This is a genomic window from Rathayibacter sp. VKM Ac-2760 (genome assembly GCF_009834185.1).
Classification (GTDB): Bacteria; Actinomycetota; Actinomycetes; order Actinomycetales; family Microbacteriaceae; genus Rathayibacter.
The window spans coordinates 505,222-526,501 of record NZ_CP047173.1 but is presented as its reverse complement, the minus strand read 5'-3'; the positions used below and the strand labels follow the sequence as shown (position 1 = coordinate 526,501).

Genomic DNA, 21,280 nt, shown 5'->3' with positions numbered 1-21,280 from the left:
GAATGCTGCGCACTCGCTTTCTCTCCGCCGTCCGGTTCTCGCGACCCGAGTGGGCGCTGATCGGGATCACGGCGCTCTGGGGCGGCACGTTCCTCGCGGTGCACGTCGCGATGCAGCACAGCGGACCGCTCTTCTTCGTCGGCCTCCGCTTCCTCGCCGCGGGGATCATCAGCGCGGTGGTCTTCCGCCGGTCCCTGCGCAGGATGCGGCGGATCGACCTCGGCGCGGGGGCGGCCATCGGCACGATGATCGTCCTCGGCTACGGGCTGCAGACGTACGGACTGCAGACCGTCCAGAGCAGCACCTCCGCGTTCCTCACCGCGCTGTACGTGCCGCTCGTGCCGCTGCTGCAGTGGGTCGTCCTGCGGCGGCGACCCGGGGTCCTCACGCTGGTCGGCGTCGGGCTGGCGTTCGTCGGACTCCTGCTCATCGCTGGCCCGCAGACCGGAGTCGGCCTGGGTGCGGGCGAGCTGGCGACGCTGATCAGCACCGTCCCGATCGCCGTCGAGATCATCCTGATCAGCGCGTTCGCCGGCCGCGTCGACCTCGGGCGCGTGACGGTCGTGCAGCTCCTGGTCGCGGGGGGCCTCTCCTTCGCCGCCATGCCGTTCGCGGGCGAGGCGATCCCGGAGTTCTCCTGGGTCTGGCTCGTCGCCGCCCTCGCTCTCGGCGCCAGCAGCTGCCTGATCCAGCTGACGATGAACTGGGCGCAGCGCTCCGTCTCGCCGACCCGCGCGACGATCATCTACTCGGGCGAGCCGGTCTGGGGAGGCGTCATCGGGCGCCTCGCCGGCGACCGGCTGCCGGCGCTGGCGCTCGTCGGCGCGGCGCTGATCGTCGCGGGAACGCTCGTGAGCGAGCTGAAGCCGCGGCGGGCGGGCGCGCGCGTTCCGGAGGCTGCTCGCGATGCAGCTGCTCCGAGCTCGGAGCGGGTGGACCGGACCTCCGGCTCGTGAGGAGACCTTCGGCTCGCGGAAACACCTCCGGCTCGCCGGAATCCGCTGATCCGGCGTGCCGGGCGCGGATTCGCGAGCCGGAGGTCCGCCGCCTTCACCTCCGGCTCGCGGAAACACCTTCGGCTCGCCGGAATCCGCTGATCCGGCCTGCCGGACGCGGATTCACGAGCCGGAGGTCCGTCCCGACGACCTCCGGCTCGTGAAATCACCTCCGGCTCGTTGAATCTCGCCGATCCGGCGAGCCCGGCGCGATTTCACGAGCCGGAGCTCCGCCGCCTTCACCTTCGGCTCGCGGAAACACCTCCGACGACCTCCGGCTCGTCACATCACCTCCGGCTCGTTGAATCTCGCTGATCCGGCGTGCCCGGCGCGATTTCACGAGCCGGAGCTCCGCCGCACTCACCTTCGGCTCGCGGAAACACCTTCGGCTCGCCGGAATCCGCCGATCCAGCGTGCCGGGCGCGGATTCACGAGCCGGAGGTCCGTCCCGACGACCTCCGGCTCGTGAAATCACCTCCGGCTCGTCGAATCTCGCTGATCCAGCGAGCCCGGCGCGGATTCACGAGCCGGAGGTCCGCCGCACTCACCTTCGGCTCGCGGAAACACCTTCGGCTCGCCGGAATCCGCCGATCCAGCGAGCCGGACGCGGATTCACGAGCCGGAGGTGGGCCGCAGTCGCCGCACCGGCCGCCGCACCAGTCGCCGCACGGGCCGCCGCACCAGTCGCCGCACCGACCGCCGCGCCGGTCGAGGCGCGGGACCGTACGGGACCGGCGCCCGCCACTGGCCGCGACCCGGCAAGTTAGGTTAGGGTAACCTTCGCAACCCCGCCCCCCTCTGAAGGATCGCCGTGCCCGTCTCCCGCACCCCCCTCCGCCGCGCCACTCTCCGCCGCACCCCGCTGCGCCTCACCGCCGTCGCCGCACTCGGCCTCTCCGGCCTGCTGCTCACGGCCTGCTCCGCGGGAGCCGACGCCGCCGGCTCCGACAGCACCACCGACGCCGCCGCGTCGACGGGCGCGGGCTTCCCCGTCACCGTCGAGCACGCCTTCGGCGAGACGACCGTCGAGTCGGCCGACCGCGTCGTCGCGACCAGCTGGACCAACCAGGACGTGGCGCTCGCGCTCGGCGTGACCCCGGTCGGCTTCACGAAGGCGTCCTACGGCGACGAGGACGGCGACGGCCTGCTGGCCTGGACCAAGGAGGCGCTCGACGCGAGCGGCGCCGAGACCCCGGCGCTCTTCGACGAGACCGACGGCGTGCCGTTCGAGGCGATCTCGGACCTCACCCCCGACGTGATCCTCTCCGCCTACTCCGGCATCACGCAGCAGGACTACGACACGCTCAGCCAGATCGCCCCGACCGTCGCCTACCCGGGTCTGCCCTGGGCGACCACCTGGCAGGACTCCGCGAAGCTCGACGGCGAGGCGCTCGGCCTGGGCGACGAGGCCGAGGCGAAGGTCGCCGAGATCGAGGGCGAGATCGACGCCGCCGTCGCCGCGAAGCCCTCGCTGGCCGGCAAGACCTTCACCTACGGCTGGTACGACCCGACCGACGCCAGCACCTTCACCTACTACACCGGCAACGACGCGCGGGTGAAGTTCGTCGAGGACCTCGGTCTCGAGCTCGCCCCGAGCGTCGTCGAGCTCACCGGCGACTCCGAGGCCTTCAGCGGCACCGTCAGCTCGGAGAACGCGGACCAGCTCGACGCCGACGTCCTCATCGTCTACGGCGACGACACCACGCTGGCCGCGCTGCAGGCCGACCCGCTGCTCTCGAAGATCCCCGCGGTCGCCCGCGGCTCGGTCTACGTCCTCACGGACGACTCCTCCGAGGCGATGGCGACCTCGTCGCCCAACCTGCTGAGCATCCCGTGGGTGCTGGACGAGTACACGACCGGCCTCGCGACCGCCGCCGACAAGGTGTCGTGACCGCCGAGGCCACGGCACCCCACCGGCGCCCCGGACGCGACGACACTCGCCTCCGGGGCGCCGGCGCGCGCCGGCGGGTCCCGGCGCTGATCGCGATCGTCGCCGCGCTCGCCGTCGCCTCGGTGCTCTCGCTCGTCTACGGCTCCCGCGAGATCCCGCTCGGCGAGATCTGGCCGGCGCTCACCGCGCCGGACGCGGACTCGATCGTCGACGCGGCGGTGCAGGGGCGCGTCCCGCGCACGATCCTCGCGCTGCTGGTCGGCGCCGCCCTCGGCCTCGCCGGCGCGGTGATGCAGGGGATGACCCGCAATCCGCTGGCCGACCCGGGGATCCTCGGGCTGAACGCCGGAGCCTCCCTCGCGGTCGTGCTCGGCATCTCGACACTCGGCGCGGCGACGCTCCCCCAGTTCATCTGGCTCGCCTTCCTCGGCGCGGCGGCGGCCGGCGCCTTCGTCTACGCCGTCGCGTCGCTCGGACGCGAGGGCGCCACTCCGCTGAAGCTCGCGCTGGCCGGCGCCGCGACCGCCGCGGCCCTCGCCTCGCTGATCAGCGCGGTGCTGCTCACCCAGGACGCGACGCTCAACCGCTTCCGCTTCTGGCAGGTCGGCGGGGTCGGCGGCGCCGAGGCCGGCAGCATCCTCCAGGTCCTCCCCTTCCTCGTCGTCGGGGTCGCGCTCGCCCTCGGCAGCGCCCGCGGGCTCGACGCCCTCGCCCTCGGCGACGACCTCGCCAAGGGACTCGGCCGGCACGTCGGCCGCACCCGTCTCGTCGCCGGTCTCGCCGTGGTGCTGCTCTGCGGAGCGGCGACCGCCATCGCGGGGCCGATCGGCTTCATCGGACTCACCGTGCCGCACCTCGCGCGGCGCTTCACCGGGCCCTCGCACGCCTGGCTGCTGCCCTCCTCCGCCCTGCTCGGCGCCCTGCTGCTGCTCGTCGCCGACGTGATCGGGCGCGTCGTCGCTCGGCCGAGCGATGTCGAGGTGGGCATCGTCACTGCGCTGATCGGAGCGCCGGTGCTGATCGCGATCGTGCGGCGCTCGAAGGTGCGGGCCCTGTGAGCGCGACCACGTCACTGCGCTCCTCCGCGCCTGCTCCCTCCAGTGTCGCCGCCGGTCGGCGCCGCCGCGCCCGCCGCACCGTCGTCGGCTGCACGGTGCTCGCGCTGATCGCCCTCGCGCTCGTCGTGGTGTCGCTGACCGTCGGCAGCACCGTCTACTCGCCGCTCGAGGTGCTGCGGGTGATGCTCGGCGAGACCGTGCCCGGCGCCTCCTTCACCGTGGGCACCCTGCGGCTGCCGCGCACGATCACCGCGGTGCTGGTGGGCCTCGGCTTCGGGATGGGCGGTGTGATCTTCCAGACGATGCTGCGGAACGCGCTCGCCAGCCCGGACATCATCGGCATCACGTCGGGAGCGAGCGCGGCGGCCGTCGTCGCGATCGCCTTCTTCGGGCTCTCCGGCGGCGCGGTCTCGGTGATCGCGGTCGCGGCCGCCCTGCTCACCGCCCTGCTGATCGCGTGGCTCGCCGACGGGACCGGGATGATCGGCGCCCGCCTGATCCTGATCGGCATCGGGGTCGCGGCGATGTTCCAGAGCGTCATCGCCTACGTGCAGACCCGCGCGCAGTTCGAGGACGTGCAGGAGTCGCTGCGCTGGCTGACCGGCAGCCTCAACTCCGCGTCGTGGGCGGGGGTGCCGGCGCTCGCGCTGTCGATGCTGGCGCTCGTGCCGATCGCGCTGCTGCTGGCCGGGCGGCTGTCGATGCTGCAGCTCGGCGACGACTCGGCGACGGCGCTCGGTGTCGGCGTGAAGCGCAGCCGGCTGGGGCTGCTCGCGGTGGCGGTCTGCCTGGTCGCCGTCGCGACCGCCGCGACCGGGCCGATCGCCTTCGTCGCCTTCGTCTCCGGGCCGATCGCGCGGCGCGTCGTGCCGGATGCGCGGGTGCCGCTGATCCCCTCCGCGCTCGTCGGCGTCGTCGTGGTGCTCGCGGCCGACCTGGTCGCGCAGCACGTCGCGGGGCTGGCGTTCGCCGGCGCCCGCTTCCCGGTCGGAGTGGTGACGGGGGCGCTCGGCGCGCCCTTCCTGCTCTGGCTCCTCGCCCGCCGCAACCGCACCGGAGGCTCCCTGTGACCGCTTCGTCCTCCCCCGTGGCCGCTGGTCACTCGACGCTGTCGGTCGACGGCGTGACGCTCGCCTACGACGAGCGCGTGGTCGTCGACGGGCTGTCGCTGACGGTGCCGACGGGAGCGATCAGCGTGATCGTCGGGGCGAACGCCTGCGGCAAGTCGACGCTGCTGCGCGCGATGGCGCGGCTGATCGCGCCGCGCGAGGGCGCGGTGCTGCTCGACGGGGAGGCGATCCACCGGCTCCCGACGCGGCAGGTCGCGCAGCGGGTGGGGCTGCTGCCGCAGACGCCGATCGCGCCCGAGGGGATCGCCGTCTCGGACCTGGTCGCGCGCGGGCGGTATCCGCACCGCGGCTGGTTCGGCCGGGGCGCCTCCGCCGACGACGACGCGATCGTGGAGGACGCCCTGCGCGCCACCGGCACGCTCGAGATCGCGGACCGGCCGGTCGACGAGCTGTCCGGCGGGCAGCGGCAGCGGGTGTGGATCGCGATGGCGCTGGCGCAGCGGACCGACGTGCTGCTGCTCGACGAGCCGACCACCTACCTCGACGTGTCGCACCAGATCGAGGTGCTCGACCTGCTGACCGACCTCAACCGCGCGCGCGGGACGACGATCGTCATCGTGCTGCACGACCTGAATCTGGCCGCGCGCTACGCCGACCACCTCTTCGCGGTGCGCGCCGGGGCGCTGTACGCGTCCGGGACACCCGCGGAGGTGGTGACGGCCGAGACCGTGCGCGCGGTCTTCGGCATGGAGTCGCGGGTGATCGCGGACCCGGTGTCGGGGACGCCGCTGGTGCTGCCGATCGGGCGGCACCACTCGGGGTGAGGGGTGGGGGGTCTCGATACGCCCGCTTCGCGGGCTACTCGACCAGCAAGGGGCGGCGAGGCGTCCTCGGACGGTCGAGGCGTCCCGGTCCGGGTGGACGCCTCGACCGTTGCGGGACGCCTCGGCGGCGGGCGGAGTGCCTGCAAAGGGGGTGGGTAGGGTGCGGGGCATGAGGATGCGCGGGGTGGCGGGCGTGGTGGTGGCCGTCGGGCTGGGGGTCGGGCTGGCGGGGTGCGCGGGCGGGCCGGAGCTCGTGGGGGCGCAGGGGGATCTGCAGGTCGCGGCCGACGGGGGCATGACGTTCTGCCCCTTCGCCATCGATCCCGGGTTCTCCGGCGCGGAGGAGCCGTGCCTCGACGGCATCGAGACGACCGGCGTCGACGTGGCGGCGGTCGAGGCGCCGAGCGAGTCGGTCGTCGTCGACCCGTCCGGACAGCGCTCGGAGCGGCTCGCCGGAGGACTCGCCCGGACCACGGCGGACGGCACCCGGATCTACTCCGTGTTCCTCGTCGGCGACGTCTCGGACGACGTCTTCGAGGTCTCCGAGGTGGGCGCCGCCGCGCACACGCTGCCCGAGGAGTACGCGGCGCCGCGGTTCGAGACGCCCGGCGGGTTCCTCGTACCGGTCGTCCCGCGCTGATCCGCGCCGAGCCTGGGCTTGGTGTCGGAGGCGTGTGGCACCCTCTGCCGAGGAGTCCGCAGGCGGCGGACGGAGCGGAGCGGGCATGATCGAGCTGGACCTGACGGGGCGCACGGCGCTGGTGACGGGATCGGGGCAGGGCATCGGGCTGGCGATCGCGATCGGGCTGGCGCGCGCCGGCGCCGAGGTGGTCGTCAACGCCCGGTCGGAGCGCTCGGTGCGCCGCGCGATCAAGGACGTGCGGGCCGCGGTGCCCGAGGCCGCGGCGCGCGGGGTCGCGGCGGACGTGTCCACCGAGGCCGGCACGGCGAAGCTGCTCGAGTCGGTGCCGCGGGTCGATGTGCTCGTCAACAACCTCGGCATCTTCGGCAGCACCGAGCCACTCGACATCACCGACGACGAGTGGCGGCGCTACTTCGAGGTCAACGTGCTGACCGGCGTCCGCCTCACCCGCGCGTACCTGCCCGGGATGACCGAGGAGGGCTGGGGGCGCGTGCTCTACATCGGCAGCGACTCCGCCGTGGTCACTCCGGCCGAGATGATCCACTACGGCGTCTCGAAGACGGCGCTGCTCGGAGTCTCGCGCGGCTTCGCCAAGGCCGCGGCCGGCTCCGGCGTCACCGTGAACAGCGTGCTCGCCGGGCCGACGCACACCGGCGGGGTCGAGGACTTCGTCTACGAGCTCGTCGACCACTCCCTCCCGTGGGAGGAGGCGCAGCGCGAGTTCATGCGACTGCACCGCCCGCAGTCGCTGCTCCAGCGACTGATCGAGCCGGAGGAGATCGCGAACATGGTCGTGTACCTCGCGTCGCCGCTCGCCTCGGCGACCACGGGCGCCGCGGTGCGGGTGGACGGCGGGTACATCGACGCGATCGTGCCGTGACGCCTGAGGCGCCGCGCCGCTCCACCGCCTGGTGCGCACGCCCCGCTCGCGGACGCTGAGCGCGGGCGGGATCGCGAGAGCGGTCCGGGCGGTCCGATCAGCCGGTCAGTCCGCGAGGTGCTCCACGATGTCGCGGGTGTAGCCGGAGGGCGCGGGTCCCGACCAGGTCGTCGCGATCCATGTCGTCCCGCGAAGGTAGTGACTCCTGCCCGTCTCGCCGTCGACGCCGTCGACCGACTCCGCGGCGGGAATCACGTCCGTGGCGAAGAACCGGTTCCCCCCGAGCAGTTCCTCGGACTGCATGCCCGACGAGGAGAGGGCCGAGGCCACGAGAGACGCCTCGGAGGTGCTCAGCTCCATCACGCGCGTGGTGATGCCGTAGTGGATGCTGCTCGTGCGCCATCTGCAGGTCAGGTCGCTCCCGTGTACCGCCGCGATGGTCTGGAGCGCCTCGTCCTCGAGGCCGATGCCGACGTCGTCCGCCGAGACCACCTGGTCGAGAGCGAACCCCGTCCCGACGAGCGTCGCGGTCATCTCCGCTCCGAACAGCTGTGCGCACCCGCTCCCGTTGCGATCCGCGGAAGCCGGACGGGGGTCCTTGCTCGCGAGGGCCGGCGCGACGGCCATTGCGGCCTCACCGCTCTGCTCGTTGATCTTCTCGCCCGAGACGGAGAAGGTGAACCAGCTGCCCTCGTTCCAGGTCACCACGCCGCCCCCGAGGTCGACCACGGATCCCGAGCCGACCTCGGGCAGGTCGGTGGCTCGATCGGTGAAGGAGGATGCGGCCGTGACGTCGAACGTCGCGATCCGGGACGACTCGTACACCGCATCCGGGGTCGAGCCGCCGAAATCGCGGCTGACGTCGCGAGTACTTCTCGTGATGATCTGATTCGATTGATAGCTGTACCGGCGGATCGTCAAGGTGCCTGCTGTGCCCTGGGAAGCGTTCCCCCCCGCCCGACATCGATCCGGCCGGCAGCTCGTAGAGGCAGAAGCCCTCATCCTCGGCCGTGTCCTCGATGGCGAGCGAGACGGACCCCGCGGCGAGCCACGGAGCGAGGATCGTCTGCACTTCCTCTGCGCTGAAGAGGCACGCGCTCATGTCGACTTCGGCGGAGGGAGTCGGCGCGAAGGACGGGTCAGTACTCTCACCCACTTCCACCGCGGCTGTCGCCGCGGTCGTCGTACCCGGGGTCAGCGAGGGAGCTTCCTCCGCGGTGCATGCCGAGAGGACGAGCGCTGTCACCGCGGCGGAGATCCAAGGGATTCCACGTCCAGCAGAGCGCACAGCGACCTCCAGTCATCGACCGACAACAGCGCATCAGCACTGCCCGGCGCTCCCGCCTCCGGCGTCGTTTCGCCGATCTTCCCACTTTCTTCGGCTTTCTCCAGCTTCTTCTTCTTCGGACGGAACCGACTTCTCTCCACTGTCCCGGCTTCTCGGACAAGAAGAGTCGGAGGGTGCGCGAGTCGTCGAGCGGATCACCACCCCGCGAAGTACTCCGAGCTTCTTTCTCCTCCTCCTGGCCATCGACGCCGGGCTAGCCTCGGAGTGTGTTCATGAGCGCGCCGCAAGGCTTCCACGATGATCCTTCCGCCGTGGATGAGCGTCGGAAGATGCTCGAGAGCGAGCCCTCGGTGCAGCCTCTTCGCGTGTTCCGCGACGAACTCGTCGCGCGGCGAGCGCGCAGGCATCCCGACCCCGTGGTGCCGGACTTCGATCCCGCCGAGGCCGGTGTCGAGGCGCGCGCGCTCCTCGTGCTCGAAGCGCCGGGTCCGATGGCCGCTGGTCCGGACGGATCCGGCTTCGTCTCCGTCGACAACGCCGATCAGACCGCCGCCACCCTCTGGTCGCTGCGCGACGAGGTCGGCCTGCACGATCGCACGCTGATCTGGAACATGCTGCCCTGGCGGCTCGACGGCGAGGGCTCCGCCGACGTCCAGGATGTGAGGCAGGGCGCGATGGAGCTGCGCCGGCTTCTGCTGCTGCTGCCGAACCTTCGGGTCGTGGTCAACGCCGGCACGATCGTGAGGAGCGGCTGGGCCGCGAACATCGCTCCTCACCTCACCGGCGGCCCGACCGTCATCGACTCATGGAGCCCGGGCCAGCGCGCCATGAACCAGTCCCGGAAGCGGGACGAACTGAGGCGCGCGCTCGAGCGCGCAGCGACGCTGGTCGGGTGACACCGGACCGCATTCGTCTGGCGAGCAGAACCGGCAAGGGGGCGAGCAGGCCCTGCGGAGGAAGGGCGGGAGCGGACGATGAGGGGCAGGATGACGATCGGGGACTTCTCGCGGGCGACGCGGTTGAGCGCGAAGACCCTGCGCTTCTATCACCGCTCCGGCGTCCTGCATCCGGTGTCGATCGATCCGGACAACGGCTACCGCTGGTACGGCAGCGAGCAGATCGCCCACGCGCAGGTCGTCCGGCAGCTCCGGGCGCTCGAGGTGCCGGTGGAGACGATCCGCAGCATTCTGGCCGCCGGCGACGTCTCGTCACGGAACGAGCTGGTCGCGCAGCACCTGGAGCGCCTCGAAGAGCGACTGGAGGCCACTCGTGCGGCGGTCGTGTCGCTGAGGGGGCTGCTCGCGCCGGGACCGGAGGACCCTCGCATCGAACTCCGGACGCTGCCCGCGACGCCGGCGCTCGTCGTCAGGGCCGTGATCGACCTCGCCGACCTCAGCGCCTGGTACTCGGCCGCGTGGACGTCGCTGGACAGCGCCGCGGCGGACGCCGGAGTCGCTCCGGCGGGACCCCGCGGTGGGATCTGGGACACCGAGCTGTTCCTGTCGGAGCGGGGCGAGGCCGTCCTGCTCCAGCCGGTGGTGTCTCTGCAGGGCCTCCCGCCCCTTCCCCCGGGGGTGCGCGGAGAGGTGGTGCCGGGAGTCGACGTGGCGGTCCTGACGCATCGCGGCCCCGAGGAGACGATGGCGCAGAGCTACGGAGTCCTCGGCGCCTACGTCGCGGACCATGAGATCGGCGTCGACGGCCCGATCCGGGAGAGCTATCTGCGCAGCTCCGCCGACGATCCGGTGACCGAGATCGGCTGGCCGGTCTTCCGCACGGGACGCTGAGGGGGTCCCGCTGGACCTTCCCCTCGGGGGAAGGCCGATGCTCGACAAGTGAGCGAACGGCCGCGGCGGCGCGGTCACGACCACCCGATCCAGCGGAGGCTGACCACCATGACCAGAGCAGAGCTCTCCCCCACCGTCGAGTCCTACTTCGATCTGATGGACGGCCCGGACCCCGCCCGGGTGATCGACGTCTTCACCGTCGACGCGGTCGTCGTCGACGACGGTCGCACCTACCGCGGGCGCGAGGAGATCCTCGGCTGGCTCTCCGGACCGGCGAGCGAGTTCACGACGACCTCGACGCGGATCTCGGCGGTGCAGCACGCCACCGCGGCGGACGTCGTCGTGCTCCTCGTGGGCGACTTCCCGGGCGGGCGCGTCGAGCTCCGCCATCACTTCGTCCAGGAGGCGGGCGGGCTGGTCTCCGGGCTCACGATCGGGGTGTGAGCCGCGATCCGCCCCGCGGTGCCGCGTCGGCCCGGACCGCCCCTGCCGGGGCTGGGAGCTGATGGTCGCGAGGACGCCCGGATCACCGAGCTCGTGCGACCGCGGCTCCAGTACCGTGGACCTCGTGCCGAGCGGGTGGTCGGTCAGAAGGGTGTCGACGATGCGACCAGCCGGCTCACCGGACCGGAGCACCGAGATCGCACTCCTGGCGACCGACCTGCGCAGGCTGCGGCTGGAAGCGGGGAATCCGACGCTCCTGCACCTGCAGAAGGAGTCGGGCGTCTCGAAGTCCGCCCTCTCCGATGCGCTCAACGGCAAGCAGCTCCCCTCGGAGCGCACGCTGGACTCCCTCGTCCGCGCCCTCGGCGGCGACTCCGGCGCCTGGCTCGACCGGAGGGTGCGGCTGACCTCGGCGCTCCCCGAGGCCGGGCCCGACTCGCCCGCTGCCGAAGCGTCGACGTCGTCGGAGCCCGCGCCTCCCGCTCAGCCGCGATCCTTTCGCAGCGCCCTCCAGCGGAGGCTGTCGATCCCGGCCGCCGCCCTGCTGACGGTCGTCGCCTTCGGCGCGGGGGCCGCCGTCGCCACCGGCATCGCGTCAGCGGACGACCGCGGTGCCGCCGTCGGCCTTCCGACGCCGGAGGACTCGCCGCGGCTCGCCGCCGCGACCGGGGTGGACCCGGTTCTGACCGACTGCATCGACGATGCCGACGCGGCGGCACTCGAGACGCGGGTCGAGACCGTGGTGCTCGAAGTGATCTGGTCCGATCAGTGCCAGGCCGGCTGGGGCCGGATCACCCGGAACGACAACCAGAGCAGCGGCAACAGCGTTCACATCGAGGTGTACCCGGTCGGCCCGAACCAGGACGCGGACCGGCAGGAGTCGACGATGGACGGCGTCCAGGGCGCGTACACCCACATGGTCGTGCGGACGGACGCGGCGACGCGCCTCTGCGCGGCCGGCAGCATCACCCGCGACGGCGAGACGATCGACCTCGGCGAGCCGCTCTGCACGTGAGTGAGGCCCCCGGTCCGCTCGGAACCGGACGGCTCCGTCGCGCCGGGGGGTCTCGCGTCTCGGAGCGACGAGACGTGCCCTCCTGTCAGTGACGGGCACGCCTCGCCGCCGTTCGGCCCGCGTCTCAGAACGTCGGGAGCGACAGGAGGTTGTTGCTCCCGGTCCGGTCCGCGGAAGTGCGCAGGTAGGGCAGAGCTCCGAGGGGGTGCACCGCGACGACCCGGACCTGCTGGGCGCCGGAGCCGACGTAGGCGAGGGTCCCACCGTCCACCGCGGCGACGAGGGCCGGCTTGGCGGAGGAGTTGGTCGTGCCGTTCTCCCGATTGCGCCACTTGTAGTGGGTGATCGCCTCGTACGTCCTCTGCCGTCCGCCGAAGCGGACGTGCGTGATCTCGATCGCCATGGTCTTCTCATCCCTGTGAGTTCGATTCGTTCGATCGGGCTCGCGAAGGTGCGAGCGATCGCCTTGCCGGTGTCGGCGGTCGTCCCCTTCCCCGGCTCACGGCGGCCCCCGTGCGGATCGCCCTGTCCGCGGCTCGCGGCCGCCGACGCTCACGACCGGCTCCGCCCCGGCTCGAGCACGGCGCCGAGCAGCGCGTCGGCGTAGCGGGCGGCCGACGACTCGACGTACGCGGGCGTGACGACGACGAGCCACACCACCGCGGCGAGGACGGCGCCCCCTCCGCTGAGGACGATCGGCGGCCAGGACCAGCCCATCGCACCGGCGGCGGTGAGGGCGGCCGCGGCTCCCGAGAGGACGGCGACGACGACGGCGACGACGAGTCCGAGCGGCTTCACGCCGAGGAGGTTCCTCGCGGCGCTGTACTCGAGGAGCTCGGTGAAGACCCGATGGTGGCGCGCGTGGTCGCGGGTCAGCTCCCGCAGCTGAGCGACCGCGCGCTCGTAGGCGGCGTCCGCCCGCCCCGGATCCGCGTGCTCGGCGGACGCCGTCGGCAGCTGCACGCCCGTCACCCTCTGGATCCGGCGATGGAGCTCACCGTGGGCCGAGTGATCCTGCGTGGAGCGCCAGCGGAGCCGCGCCGCGGTCGGCTGCCCGCCCCAGCGCTCCCAGAGCCGCGCCTGGACCTGGTTGCCGCGGTCCCGGACGAGCCGCAGGACGACGAGGTGGAAGCCGGTGGCGGCGGCCACGGTGAGGAGGGAGCGCGGAAGATCGTCGACGCGGAAGACGACGACGGCGGCGAGGGTGACGGGGGCGAGCACGGCGAGCGCCGGCACGAGCTACGTCGTCGCCTGGTAGCGGTCCATCGCCGTCACTCGTCCGGCTCGACCCAGGGCAGTGGCTCCAGGGCCACCCAGCCGTCGCGCGGCGGGGCGTCGCGGGAGGTCCGAATAGTCCGTCCCCGCGTCGCGCAGACGTCGTACCCCCGCCGCTTGATCGCGTTGGCGACGTCCGCGCGCGGGAACTCGTCGGCCTTCCTCCCGACGCTGACGAAGGCGGTGCGCTCACCGGTGGCGCCGACGACGGGGCCGAGGAGCCGGTCGAGGACGGCGGAGTCGAGGTTGTGCCGGGAGCCGTGGTGGGGGACGTCGAAGAAGTCGGGGGCGGATCCGAGACGGCCGGCGGCCGCGATCGCCTCGACGGCCAGGTCCAGGGCGGGGACGCCAGCGTCGCCGGTGAAGACGGCCCGGTGTCCGTCCACCTGGACGTCGAGGACGATGCTGCTGTTGTTGCGCGCCGTGGTGCCGCCGTGATCCGTCAGCTCGCCCTCGCCGGGGTCGGTCGAGCGCGGAGTGAGCGCCGTCCTGATCGCTGCCGACGATGCCCGCAGCAGGGAGGCGAGGGTCATCGAGACCTTCGCGGCGGGACTGGTCTGCTCCTGCAGCAGCGCGCAGTAGTACTCCCGCGTCGGCCCGGCGATCATCAGGGCGCCGGAGAAGAACGTGCTGCCGGCCCAGGCGTCGGTCGTGACGGTCGTGTCGTGGGACCGCGCGAGCTCGATGAGCTCGTCGACCAGATCGGACTTCACGTCGTCGGACCGGTAGCCGTGCTCGCTCGGACGGTGCAGGAGGAGCTCGCCGACGGAGAGGCGCTCGAAGACGTCGAAGAGTCCGGCGATGTGGTCGTTGTCGGGATGCGTGCAGACCACCAGGTCGAGGTGCGAGCGGTCGTAGTACCGGCGGACGTGTGCCGCGACGGCCTCGCCGGTCTCGGCGAAGCCCCCGTCGATGAGGACGACGCGATCGACGGCGGTGGCGGGCTCGGTGAAGTGGAGCAGGATCGCGTCTCCGGTGTCCGTCTCTTCTCCGATGGGCAGGAACTCGATCTCGATCATGGTCGGGCCTCTTCTCGTGGGGATCGGGGGTCGCGAAGGACTCCCGTGGCGGTGGCGGGAGGGAGCAGCTCCGATGGCGGGAGGGAGCGGCACGGGGAGTCGGGTCAGGCGAGCCCGTGCTGGTGCGCGAAGGCGACCAGCTGGAGCCTCGAGGCGAGGCCGAGCTTGCTGAGGATGCTGGAGATGTGGCTCTTGATGGTGGATTCACTGAGGTGCGCCTGGGCCGCCATCTCGGCGACGCTGCGGCCCTGCGCGGCGGAGGTGAAGATCTCCCGCTCCTTCGTCGAGAGGACGGCGATCGCCTCCGGTGCGGGGGTGGCGCCGGTCGAGACGTAGTCGCGGAGCGGGGCCCGCGTGCCGGCGCCGGCGACGACGGTCCGCCCCGCGGCGACGGCTCGGACGGTCCCGAGGAGGAGCTCGGGCGTGGCGTCCTTCATCAGGAATCCGGAGGCGCCCGCGGCGAGGGCCTCCGCGGTGGCGCTGTCGTGCTGATGAGTGGTGAGGATGATCACGCGAGTGCTGCAGGACGGGGCGCGTGTGATCTGGCGGGCCGCCGAGATGCCGTCGCAGACGGGCATCCGGACGTCGAGGAGGAGGACGTCGGGGTTGTCGCGGAGCGCGAGGGCGACGGCCGCTGATCCGTTGTGGGCGGCGCCGGAGAACTCGAGGTCGGCCTCCGCATCGATGAGCATCCGGAGGCCCGAGCAGAAGAGGAGGTGGTCGTCGGCCACCGCCACCCGGATCATGCGGCCTCCTGCACCGGCGGGGCCGGAACGGAGACCGTGACCACGAAGGCCCCGCCGTCCTCGGACTCCTCGGCGGTGAGCCAGCCCCCCGCCAGTTCCGCGCGCTCCTTCATCCCCGCGACGCCCCGTCCCGATCCGATCGACGGTTCCCGGCCCGGCCGGCCCCGGGAGCTGATCTCGAGGAGGAGGGCGGTGGGGTCCCACAGCACGCGGACGACGGCGTTGGGGCGCTCCCCGCTGTGCCGGAGCGCGTTGGTGAGCGCCTCCTGCACGATGCGGTAGACCGCGAGCTGCTGGCCGTCGGTGAGCGCGAGCCGCGAGCCCCCCTCCTCGAACTCGACCGACAGCCCGGCGGCGGCGAACCGCTCCAGCAGGACCGGGACGCTCTCGAGGGTCGGCTGGTCGAGGGTCTCGGCGCTGGGACCGATCGATTCGATGAGGATGCGCACCTCGACCAGCGAGGATCGGGCGACCTCCGCGATCACTCCGAGGGAGTTCTCCGCGCGCCCGGGGTCGGCGCGGACCAGCTTCGCCGCGCCGTCCGCCTGGGCGAGGACGATGGAGAGGGACTGCGCCATGATGTCGTGCACGTCGAGGGCGATGCGCGCGCGCTCGGAGATGAGGGCCAGCTCGCGCCCCGCGTCCTCGAGATTCTGCTCGAGGACGCGCTGCTCGCGGAGGAGCTGCGCGCGCCCCCGCATCAGTCGGAAGAGGTGCCCGCCGGCCAGCCCGAGGACGACCAGTCCCGCGAGCGCCGCGGCGACCACGGCGCCCTCCGCCCGGAGCGCGAGCGCGACGGCGCTGACGGCGAGGAGGACGGACAGCACCGCGCCGACGCGCGTGGGCGGACGGGAGCCCGTGCGCGCCGCGGCGTAGACGAGGCCGATCACGAGGGGCCAGGATCCGCTCGACGTCGCCTCCGCGAGCAGGAGCGCCGCGGTCGTCAGCGCCGCGGCGGCCCCGACGGCGACCCACGGCGACGCCGTTCCGGCGGCGACGACGAGGACGACGAGCAGAGTCAGCGCGACTCGGGCCGCTCCGCTCTCTCCCCCGAGCCGCCCGGCCTCCGCCGACAGCCAGAACCCGCCGAACGCTGCGGCGACGAGGACGTCGATCAGCACCGGCCGGAGGCGGCGGAGGAGGAGGGGTGGCATGCCCCGACGCTAGCGGGCACCCGCTCGACCGCGACGGCTCCGCCGGGGTCTTTCGTCCGAACGGACGAGGCGGAGTGTCCGTTCGGGCGAAGTCGTCCGAAACAGGTGCGGTCTTGACTCGGTGCTGCGCGATGCTCGGCCGCGCGATCGACCTGCTCTTCCGCTCTTCTCTGCCGCACTCTTTTCCCGCACTACTCGACGACCGAAAGGCGACCACTATGAGGGATCTCGACCATTCGCCGTCGCCCGCCGGAATGCGACCGGGTAATCCGAAGACATCGTCTGGTGGCCCCGACAAAGCCCGCCCTAGGATGACGCGTGCAAGCGGCCGGAACATTCTGGGGAGAAGCCCCGGCCGTGATGCCGGCTCGGGGGGCCTCTTCCGTGCTGCCTTCTCGGGGAAAGCAGAACATCATGAAGAAGATCCTCTTCGACGTCCTCGCCGGAGCATCCGCGATCGGTCTCGCACTCGCGGGAGCGCAGGCGGCGAACGCCGTGACGCTCTACGACAGCGCGAACTACACGGGACCGTCCTTCACGGCGACCTCGGCCACCTCGGTCGGCTCGCTGGCCGACCGGGCGTCGTCGCTGACCAACGGCGGGCGGAAGGTCTACTACGAGGACGAGAACCGCATGGGGCGCTCCGTCTCACTCGACGGCAACTACAACTCGCTGCAGGCGATCAGCACGAATCTGCACTTCGGCGAGACCTGGAACGACCGCATCAGCAGCTTCTAGCCGCGACCCGGCTTCCTGCCGAGACTCAGCGGGGATCCGCGAGCCGACGCTCCCGGATCCCCGCCCTCGCGGCGGCGGCCCTCCTCCTCCCGTCGGCTCTCGCCGGGTGCTCGATCTCCGGCGCGGCCGCGTCGACTCAAGACCCCTCGGCGCACGCGCTCCTCGACCGCAGCACCGGCGACATCGTCCTTCCGCTGTCGGAGTACGACTTCTACGGCTCGGACGACACGGTGGATCTCACGGATCGCGCCACCGACATCGCTTTCTCGCACTGCATGGAAAAGTCCGGCTTCACCTCTTCCGCCGCCCGCATGCAGAACGATCCGGAATCGCGCATAGGGGACCGCACCTACGGCATCTGGAACGAGGATCAGGCGCGTCTCCACGGTTATGGCTCGGCGCCGTCGGCCGTCGAGACTGCATTCGAATCCGATCGCCGGAAAGGCGGTCAGCCGTGGCAGAGTGCCTCTGACGACTGCCTGATGCGACCGGACAGAGAGGTCGCCGCGCTGAAGCCGGACAACGACGAGCTGACGACGTCTCTGGTGCCGCGGCTGCAGACCGAGGCCTACAACGCCGCCTCCGCCGACCCCGCCTGGCAGGCCGCCCGCGAGGCGTGGTGGCAGTGCCTCCGCGACGCCGGGCTCGAACCGCGCACCGGGTCGGGCGAGTGGTCCTCGCAGCAGGGTGTCGCCGTCACCGCGGCCGTCGGGGCCGACGGGCGGTCCATCGACAAGGAGGAGGAGATCCGGGTCGCCTCGATCGAGGCCCGGTGCAACAACGAGACCGCCCTCACCCAGACGCTCGGCGACCTGGAGGCCTCCTACCAGGCGCCGCTGATCGCGGAGAACCAGGCAGCGCTGAACGAGCTGAAGACGAGGAACCAGGAGCGCCTCGCCGCGCTCCGCGACTATCTCGCCCGCCATGGGTGAGCAGCGCCTGCGCCGGCTCCGCCGACCCTGGCGCGTGGCCGGCGTCGGAGTCGTCCTCCTGATCGCGGCGGGCGGCTCCTTCCTCGCCGGCCAGGTCGTCCGGCCCCCGGAGCGCGCGGCCCTCGCGGCCGCCCAGGAGGACGTGCTCGCCGCCCTCGGCGTCAGCAAGAGCGCCGCCGCCCAGGTCTCGCAGCGCCTCACCGCGGCCGCGCTCGACGAGGTCAGGGTCACGCTGCCGGGCGGAGCGGAACTCCTCGCGGACGACTCCGCCCAGCTGGACGAGTGGATCGCCTCGGCGCGCGCACTCCCGCACGTCGTCGACGTCGGCTACCTCGCGCAGGCCGGCGCGGAGACCGCGAGCATCCGGAGGCTGAGCGTCACCGACCCCGAGCCCGGCACCGCCCTGCAGCTGATCAGCGCCGACCCCGCCTACCTGCGCCTCATCGGCACCACAGCGGAAGGACCCGACACCCGCGGCCTCCTCGCCACACCGCGGGTGACGGCGATCGCCCTGCTCGGAACCGACGCGGCGCGCTCCCTCAGCACGGCGGCCCCCGGCCCCGGCTCCTCGCTGTGGATCAACGACCACCGCGTCGCCGTCGTCGGGACGCTCGCCGCGGGAGCCCGCTCCCCCGGCATCGCCGACACGATCGTCGTCTCCGGCGACGTCCTCGCGCGCTCCCCCTCCGTCGCCGTGACGATGCTCGTCGGCACCGAACCCGGCTACTCGGCGCCTCTCGCCGAGGCGCTTCCGCTGGCGCTCGATCCCGGCGATCCGGGACGCTTCACCGTCGAGACCGTCGCCGATCTGCGGGCTCTGCGGTCCGGCGTCTCGAGCGACCTCGGGGCGCTGATCGCCCTCCTCGCGGCGGTCCTGCTGGCCCTCGCGACCCTCAGCGCCGCCGCCACCATGTCCCTGTCGGTCCAGGCCCGCGCGCCCGAGATCGCCCTCCGCCGGGCGATCGGCGCGAGCCGCACCGGCGTCGCGCGGCTCTTCCTCTGCGAGGGCCTCCTCATCGGCGTGATCGGCGGAGTCGCGGGCGCGGTCGTCGGCACCGCGGCGACCCTCGCCGCCGCCGGCGCGCAGGGCTGGACGGCCGTGCTGCCGCCGAGCCTCATTCCGCTCGGCATCGCCCTGGGAGCTCTCACCGGCATCGTCAGCGCGATCGTCGCGGCCCTGGCCGCTGGCCGGCAGGAGCCCGCGAACGCCATCCGCGGGTGCCCGGTTCACGCTTCTCCCCGGCGGGACCGCCGACGGAGAGAAGGAGACGGCACCCGCCGCCGAGGGTTCTGGGGAGAAGCCGGCGGCGGGTGCCGGGCCATCGGCGACGCACGGAGTGCGCGGGGAAGCCGACGTCAGGGGCGAGTGTGGCACAGCGTGGGGGCGGGGGTAGGAGGGGCGGGGAGGGTGCGGGGGGCGGGGGCGATCGGGGCGGCCGCATGACCGGTCATGCGCCCTGCGTCGAGTGCTGGCGCTCGTTCACAGACGTGGTGACCTCCCATGGTGACCGCTTAGCCGTCTTCGCCGAGTTCTTCACTGCGTCGCCGTCCTCGTACTCAGCCGCGACGGCGAGACGATGGACCTCGGCGAGCCGCTCCAGACGTGTAATTGCTGCGCTCAGGTCAAGCTTTCGGGCGGAGGAAGCGCAGTACGCCAACTCCTCGGCCCCCCTCGGGCCCTGGCGTCGCTGGGTGACGATCGGTGGATCTTCTGGGCGCTCATCACCGGCGATTCTCCAGATGACGCGGGACAGCAGCGGATCGCAGCGACCATCCCTTTCGCCGCCGAGGTGGGGGCCGAGCGGACCGAGTTCTGCCACGGACATCCGCATGAAGGAGTGAATGCTGCGAAGCGGCGCTCGCTCGCTTCGACGCTGACCGACATCGCTCGTCGGTCGCGAGATGCCGGCGGGGCGTTCTCGCTGCACCAGAACACCGACCAGCCGGTGATGGAACTAGCGGACGTCCGCGAGCTCCTCGACGGGATGGAGCAGGGGGTGCTCGACCTGACCGTCGACACGGCGCAACTGGCGCGCTCGGGGTCGAGGATCGGCCGGGATTCATCGACGAGTTCGGGGCATTCGTAGACCATCTGCATCTGAAGGACTACTCGGTGCCGGTCGGGCGGGACGGGGAATGGTTAATCGCCGGGGAAGGCGTGCTCGATCTGGGCGGGGTGCTGGAGGCGCTCGAGGGGGCCGGGTATGAGGAGTGGATCTGCGTGGATGAGGAGCGTGACGCGACGCTGGAGGAGGGGCTGCGGCAGTCGAGGGGGTGGCTGGGGCGGCGGGGACTTGATGTCGGGCAGGAGTCGGCATGTTGAGGACGTCGATCAGCGATCGGCCGAACCTGTCGACGCGCGAACCACGACCGTGTTGACCTCGGCGTACTCGAGCACCGCCTTCAACTCATACCGCTCGCTCGCGGCCTTGCTCACCTCGGCGACGTCGGCAACAAGATCTCAAATCTGATCACCTCGTAACGCGAGCGGGTCGATCTACAGCTGCACGTGCTGACTCGCACCGCCAGGCGAGCGGCGCCCAGAAGTCTCACAACGCCATGGTGACTCGGGAATGCCCCTCTTCAAGGCTGACGAGACGTTCTGCCGCGAGACGCGTTCCCGAGACGGCTTCGCGCCCGTGGGGGGCATGGTCGGAAGGGGGCAACCCGCCCACAACGAAGTGTCTCGTGAAGCTCATGCTTCACGAGACACGCCGACCCTGAGTCGCAGGAATACCTCATTACTGACCGACTACGGCGACTTACCGACGGCGGCGTTCAGGCCGACACCCCCTGCCCCCACGGTTCAACGGGTAGCGGGCCTCGGGCGCGGGAGGTGCGCCCGACGTTCCAGTGGGTAAGAATAGGTGCATGGCAGATGCGCAGCAGAGTTGGGACTCAACCGCCATCGTTGTAGTTCCAGGTATCCCGGGAACCCTTACTCAGCCGGCCGGTAGTCAAGATGTGTACCCAGCATCGACTCTCCCGTTCTTCAAAGTCTTGCGCGCCGCTGGGTATCCGGTCCGAATGGAAAGAGCCGAGGACGTTCGGGAGATTAGCCATCATGCGGCTGATGTGTGGCTACCGATTGTCGCTTTTGGCATTCAGGTGCTTGCGGGTGGAGCCGGCAACGTGCTTGCTGACGTCCTAATGCTCTTTTTCGACGCAATTCCGGCACGTAAGACTTCAGTCCACATCTCTTGGCGAGTTGAGGGCAGCGACGGCACGACACAGCATTTTCAATTTGACGGAGACAGTGCAAAAGCGATTGATGCCGCCCGCGCTTTCGAGCGCAGCCTCGGCTATGGCCGCCATGACGAATGATGACGGATTGCAGCGCCTCCTCAAAGCACAGCAGCTTCTTCGGTACCACCGAACCGATCCGACAGCCGCTTCGGACGATGATCTTCGATCTCTACGCAGCGATGCGCGCGCCGCAATTGACAGGCTCGACGACGACCCGGCGTTCGAGCTTGCGCACGAGACTTTAGACGACGTCGGCGAACACGTACGGCTGAATC

General features: G+C 71.7%; 22 protein-coding genes. 16 read left to right on the top strand and 6 right to left on the bottom strand.

Features of this window, described 5'->3' with window-relative positions; translation table 11 throughout:
* Positions 1–2: 2 nt before the first annotated feature.
* The 7 genes from GSU72_RS02320 to GSU72_RS02290 all read left to right on the top strand — a co-directional run bounded on the left by GSU72_RS02320 (position 3) and on the right by GSU72_RS02290 (position 7,361).
* Positions 3–956 (top strand): DMT family transporter, encoded by a 954-nt coding sequence (locus tag GSU72_RS02320; protein ID WP_159983383.1) that lies wholly within the window; start codon positions 3–5, stop codon positions 954–956.
* 850 nt (positions 957–1,806) lie between these two features.
* The gene (locus GSU72_RS02315; protein ID WP_159983381.1) at positions 1,807–2,886 is read left to right on the top strand and encodes an iron-siderophore ABC transporter substrate-binding protein; all 1,080 of its coding nucleotides are present in this window, start codon (positions 1,807–1,809) and stop codon (positions 2,884–2,886) included.
* A complete protein-coding gene (locus tag GSU72_RS02310; RefSeq protein ID WP_159983379.1) occupies positions 2,883–3,944 on the top strand; it encodes an iron chelate uptake ABC transporter family permease subunit in 1,062 nt (353 codons plus the stop codon). The genes GSU72_RS02315 and GSU72_RS02310 overlap by 4 nt, the downstream gene beginning before the upstream one ends.
* Positions 3,941–5,014, top strand: a complete 1,074-nt coding sequence (locus tag GSU72_RS02305; RefSeq protein WP_208545131.1) for an iron chelate uptake ABC transporter family permease subunit — start codon at positions 3,941–3,943, stop codon at positions 5,012–5,014. Before GSU72_RS02310 ends, GSU72_RS02305 begins: the two co-directional genes overlap by 4 nt.
* Positions 5,011–5,838, top strand: coding sequence for an ABC transporter ATP-binding protein (locus GSU72_RS02300; protein WP_244255935.1), 828 nt, complete (start codon positions 5,011–5,013; stop codon positions 5,836–5,838). Before GSU72_RS02305 ends, GSU72_RS02300 begins: the two co-directional genes overlap by 4 nt.
* A 169-nt stretch (positions 5,839–6,007) precedes the next feature.
* Complete coding sequence (locus tag GSU72_RS02295; RefSeq protein WP_159983377.1) at positions 6,008–6,478, top strand: hypothetical protein; 471 nt, start codon at positions 6,008–6,010, stop codon at positions 6,476–6,478.
* 88 nt (positions 6,479–6,566) lie between these two features.
* Positions 6,567–7,361 carry an SDR family oxidoreductase gene (locus GSU72_RS02290; protein WP_159986587.1) on the top strand — a complete coding sequence of 265 codons (795 nt, stop codon included), beginning with the start codon at positions 6,567–6,569 and terminating at the stop codon, positions 7,359–7,361.
* 105 nt (positions 7,362–7,466) lie between these two features.
* On the opposite strand, the gene GSU72_RS02285 is transcribed toward GSU72_RS02290, so the two are convergent.
* A complete protein-coding gene (locus GSU72_RS02285; protein WP_159983376.1) occupies positions 7,467–8,282 on the bottom strand; it encodes a hypothetical protein in 816 nt (271 codons plus the stop codon).
* 639 nt (positions 8,283–8,921) lie between these two features.
* On the opposite strand from GSU72_RS02285, the gene GSU72_RS02280 reads away from it, so the two are divergent.
* The 4 genes from GSU72_RS02280 (at position 8,922) to GSU72_RS02265 (ending at position 11,895) form a co-directional block, all read left to right on the top strand.
* A complete protein-coding gene (locus GSU72_RS02280; RefSeq protein ID WP_159986586.1) occupies positions 8,922–9,545 on the top strand; it encodes a uracil-DNA glycosylase in 624 nt (207 codons plus the stop codon).
* A gap of 90 nt (positions 9,546–9,635) precedes the next feature.
* Positions 9,636–10,436, top strand: coding sequence for a MerR family transcriptional regulator (locus GSU72_RS02275; protein ID WP_159983375.1), 801 nt, complete (start codon positions 9,636–9,638; stop codon positions 10,434–10,436).
* A gap of 108 nt (positions 10,437–10,544) precedes the next feature.
* Positions 10,545–10,880, top strand: coding sequence for a nuclear transport factor 2 family protein (locus tag GSU72_RS02270; RefSeq protein WP_159983374.1), 336 nt, complete (start codon positions 10,545–10,547; stop codon positions 10,878–10,880).
* Between the two features lie 160 nt (positions 10,881–11,040).
* Positions 11,041–11,895: a DUF2690 domain-containing protein gene (locus GSU72_RS02265; protein ID WP_159983373.1), complete on the top strand. Its 855-nt coding sequence runs from the start codon at positions 11,041–11,043 to the stop codon at positions 11,893–11,895.
* Positions 11,896–12,019: 124 nt separating this feature from the next.
* Here the strand turns inward: GSU72_RS02265 and GSU72_RS02260 are convergent, their stop codons facing one another.
* The 5 genes from GSU72_RS02260 to GSU72_RS02240 form a co-directional block, all read right to left on the bottom strand.
* Positions 12,020–12,298, bottom strand: a complete 279-nt coding sequence (locus GSU72_RS02260; RefSeq protein ID WP_159983372.1) for a DUF3892 domain-containing protein — start codon at positions 12,296–12,298, stop codon at positions 12,020–12,022.
* Between the two features lie 149 nt (positions 12,299–12,447).
* Positions 12,448–13,131, bottom strand: coding sequence for a hypothetical protein (locus tag GSU72_RS02255; RefSeq protein WP_159983371.1), 684 nt, complete (start codon positions 13,129–13,131; stop codon positions 12,448–12,450).
* A 35-nt stretch (positions 13,132–13,166) separates the two neighbouring features.
* The gene (locus GSU72_RS02250; RefSeq protein ID WP_159983370.1) at positions 13,167–14,189 is read right to left on the bottom strand and encodes an MBL fold metallo-hydrolase; all 1,023 of its coding nucleotides are present in this window, start codon (positions 14,187–14,189) and stop codon (positions 13,167–13,169) included.
* Between the two features lie 104 nt (positions 14,190–14,293).
* Positions 14,294–14,935, bottom strand: a complete 642-nt coding sequence (locus GSU72_RS02245) for a response regulator transcription factor (protein WP_159983369.1) — start codon at positions 14,933–14,935, stop codon at positions 14,294–14,296.
* Positions 14,932–16,089: a histidine kinase gene (locus tag GSU72_RS02240; protein ID WP_159983367.1), complete on the bottom strand. Its 1,158-nt coding sequence runs from the start codon at positions 16,087–16,089 to the stop codon at positions 14,932–14,934. Before GSU72_RS02240 ends, GSU72_RS02245 begins: the two co-directional genes overlap by 4 nt.
* 414 nt (positions 16,090–16,503) lie before the next feature.
* Here GSU72_RS02240 and GSU72_RS02235 point away from each other — a divergent pair, with 414 nt between their 5' ends.
* From GSU72_RS02235 to GSU72_RS02215, 5 genes are all read left to right on the top strand, one after another.
* Complete coding sequence (locus GSU72_RS02235) at positions 16,504–16,827, top strand: peptidase inhibitor family I36 protein (RefSeq protein WP_159983365.1); 324 nt, start codon at positions 16,504–16,506, stop codon at positions 16,825–16,827.
* A 230-nt stretch (positions 16,828–17,057) separates the two neighbouring features.
* A complete protein-coding gene (locus GSU72_RS02230; RefSeq protein ID WP_159983363.1) occupies positions 17,058–17,759 on the top strand; it encodes a hypothetical protein in 702 nt (233 codons plus the stop codon).
* Entirely contained in the window at positions 17,752–19,203 is a 1,452-nt protein-coding gene (locus GSU72_RS02225; RefSeq protein WP_159983361.1) for an ABC transporter permease, read from the top strand. The genes GSU72_RS02230 and GSU72_RS02225 overlap by 8 nt, the downstream gene beginning before the upstream one ends.
* Positions 19,204–19,336: 133 nt before the next feature.
* Complete coding sequence (locus tag GSU72_RS02220; RefSeq protein WP_159983359.1) at positions 19,337–19,846, top strand: hypothetical protein; 510 nt, start codon at positions 19,337–19,339, stop codon at positions 19,844–19,846.
* A 784-nt stretch (positions 19,847–20,630) separates the two neighbouring features.
* Positions 20,631–21,083, top strand: a complete 453-nt coding sequence (locus GSU72_RS02215) for a hypothetical protein (RefSeq protein ID WP_159983357.1) — start codon at positions 20,631–20,633, stop codon at positions 21,081–21,083.
* Positions 21,084–21,280 lie beyond the last annotated feature (197 nt).

What these genes read in the sequence shown, in the direction of transcription:
- GSU72_RS02270 (WP_159983374.1), top strand. Translation starts at nt 10,545, where the DNA reads ATGACCAGAGCAGAGCTCTCCCCCACCGTCGAGTCCTACTTCGATCTG.
- GSU72_RS02235 (WP_159983365.1), top strand. Translation starts at nt 16,504, where the DNA reads ATGAAGAAGATCCTCTTCGACGTCCTCGCCGGAGCATCCGCGATCGGT.
- GSU72_RS02225 (WP_159983361.1), top strand. Translation starts at nt 17,752, where the DNA reads ATGGGTGAGCAGCGCCTGCGCCGGCTCCGCCGACCCTGGCGCGTGGCC.
- GSU72_RS02220 (WP_159983359.1), top strand. Translation starts at nt 19,337, where the DNA reads ATGGACCTCGGCGAGCCGCTCCAGACGTGTAATTGCTGCGCTCAGGTC.
- GSU72_RS02240 (WP_159983367.1), bottom strand. Translation starts at nt 16,089, where the DNA reads ATGCCACCCCTCCTCCTCCGCCGCCTCCGGCCGGTGCTGATCGACGTC.
- GSU72_RS02215 (WP_159983357.1), top strand. Translation starts at nt 20,631, where the DNA reads ATGGCAGATGCGCAGCAGAGTTGGGACTCAACCGCCATCGTTGTAGTT.
- GSU72_RS02250 (WP_159983370.1), bottom strand. Translation starts at nt 14,189, where the DNA reads ATGATCGAGATCGAGTTCCTGCCCATCGGAGAAGAGACGGACACCGGA.
- GSU72_RS02280 (WP_159986586.1), top strand. Translation starts at nt 8,922, where the DNA reads ATGAGCGCGCCGCAAGGCTTCCACGATGATCCTTCCGCCGTGGATGAG.
- GSU72_RS02265 (WP_159983373.1), top strand. Translation starts at nt 11,041, where the DNA reads ATGCGACCAGCCGGCTCACCGGACCGGAGCACCGAGATCGCACTCCTG.
- GSU72_RS02320 (WP_159983383.1), top strand. Translation starts at nt 3, where the DNA reads ATGCTGCGCACTCGCTTTCTCTCCGCCGTCCGGTTCTCGCGACCCGAG.
- GSU72_RS02260 (WP_159983372.1), bottom strand. Translation starts at nt 12,298, where the DNA reads ATGGCGATCGAGATCACGCACGTCCGCTTCGGCGGACGGCAGAGGACG.
- GSU72_RS02275 (WP_159983375.1), top strand. Translation starts at nt 9,636, where the DNA reads ATGACGATCGGGGACTTCTCGCGGGCGACGCGGTTGAGCGCGAAGACC.
- GSU72_RS02295 (WP_159983377.1), top strand. Translation starts at nt 6,008, where the DNA reads ATGAGGATGCGCGGGGTGGCGGGCGTGGTGGTGGCCGTCGGGCTGGGG.
- GSU72_RS02245 (WP_159983369.1), bottom strand. Translation starts at nt 14,935, where the DNA reads ATGATCCGGGTGGCGGTGGCCGACGACCACCTCCTCTTCTGCTCGGGC.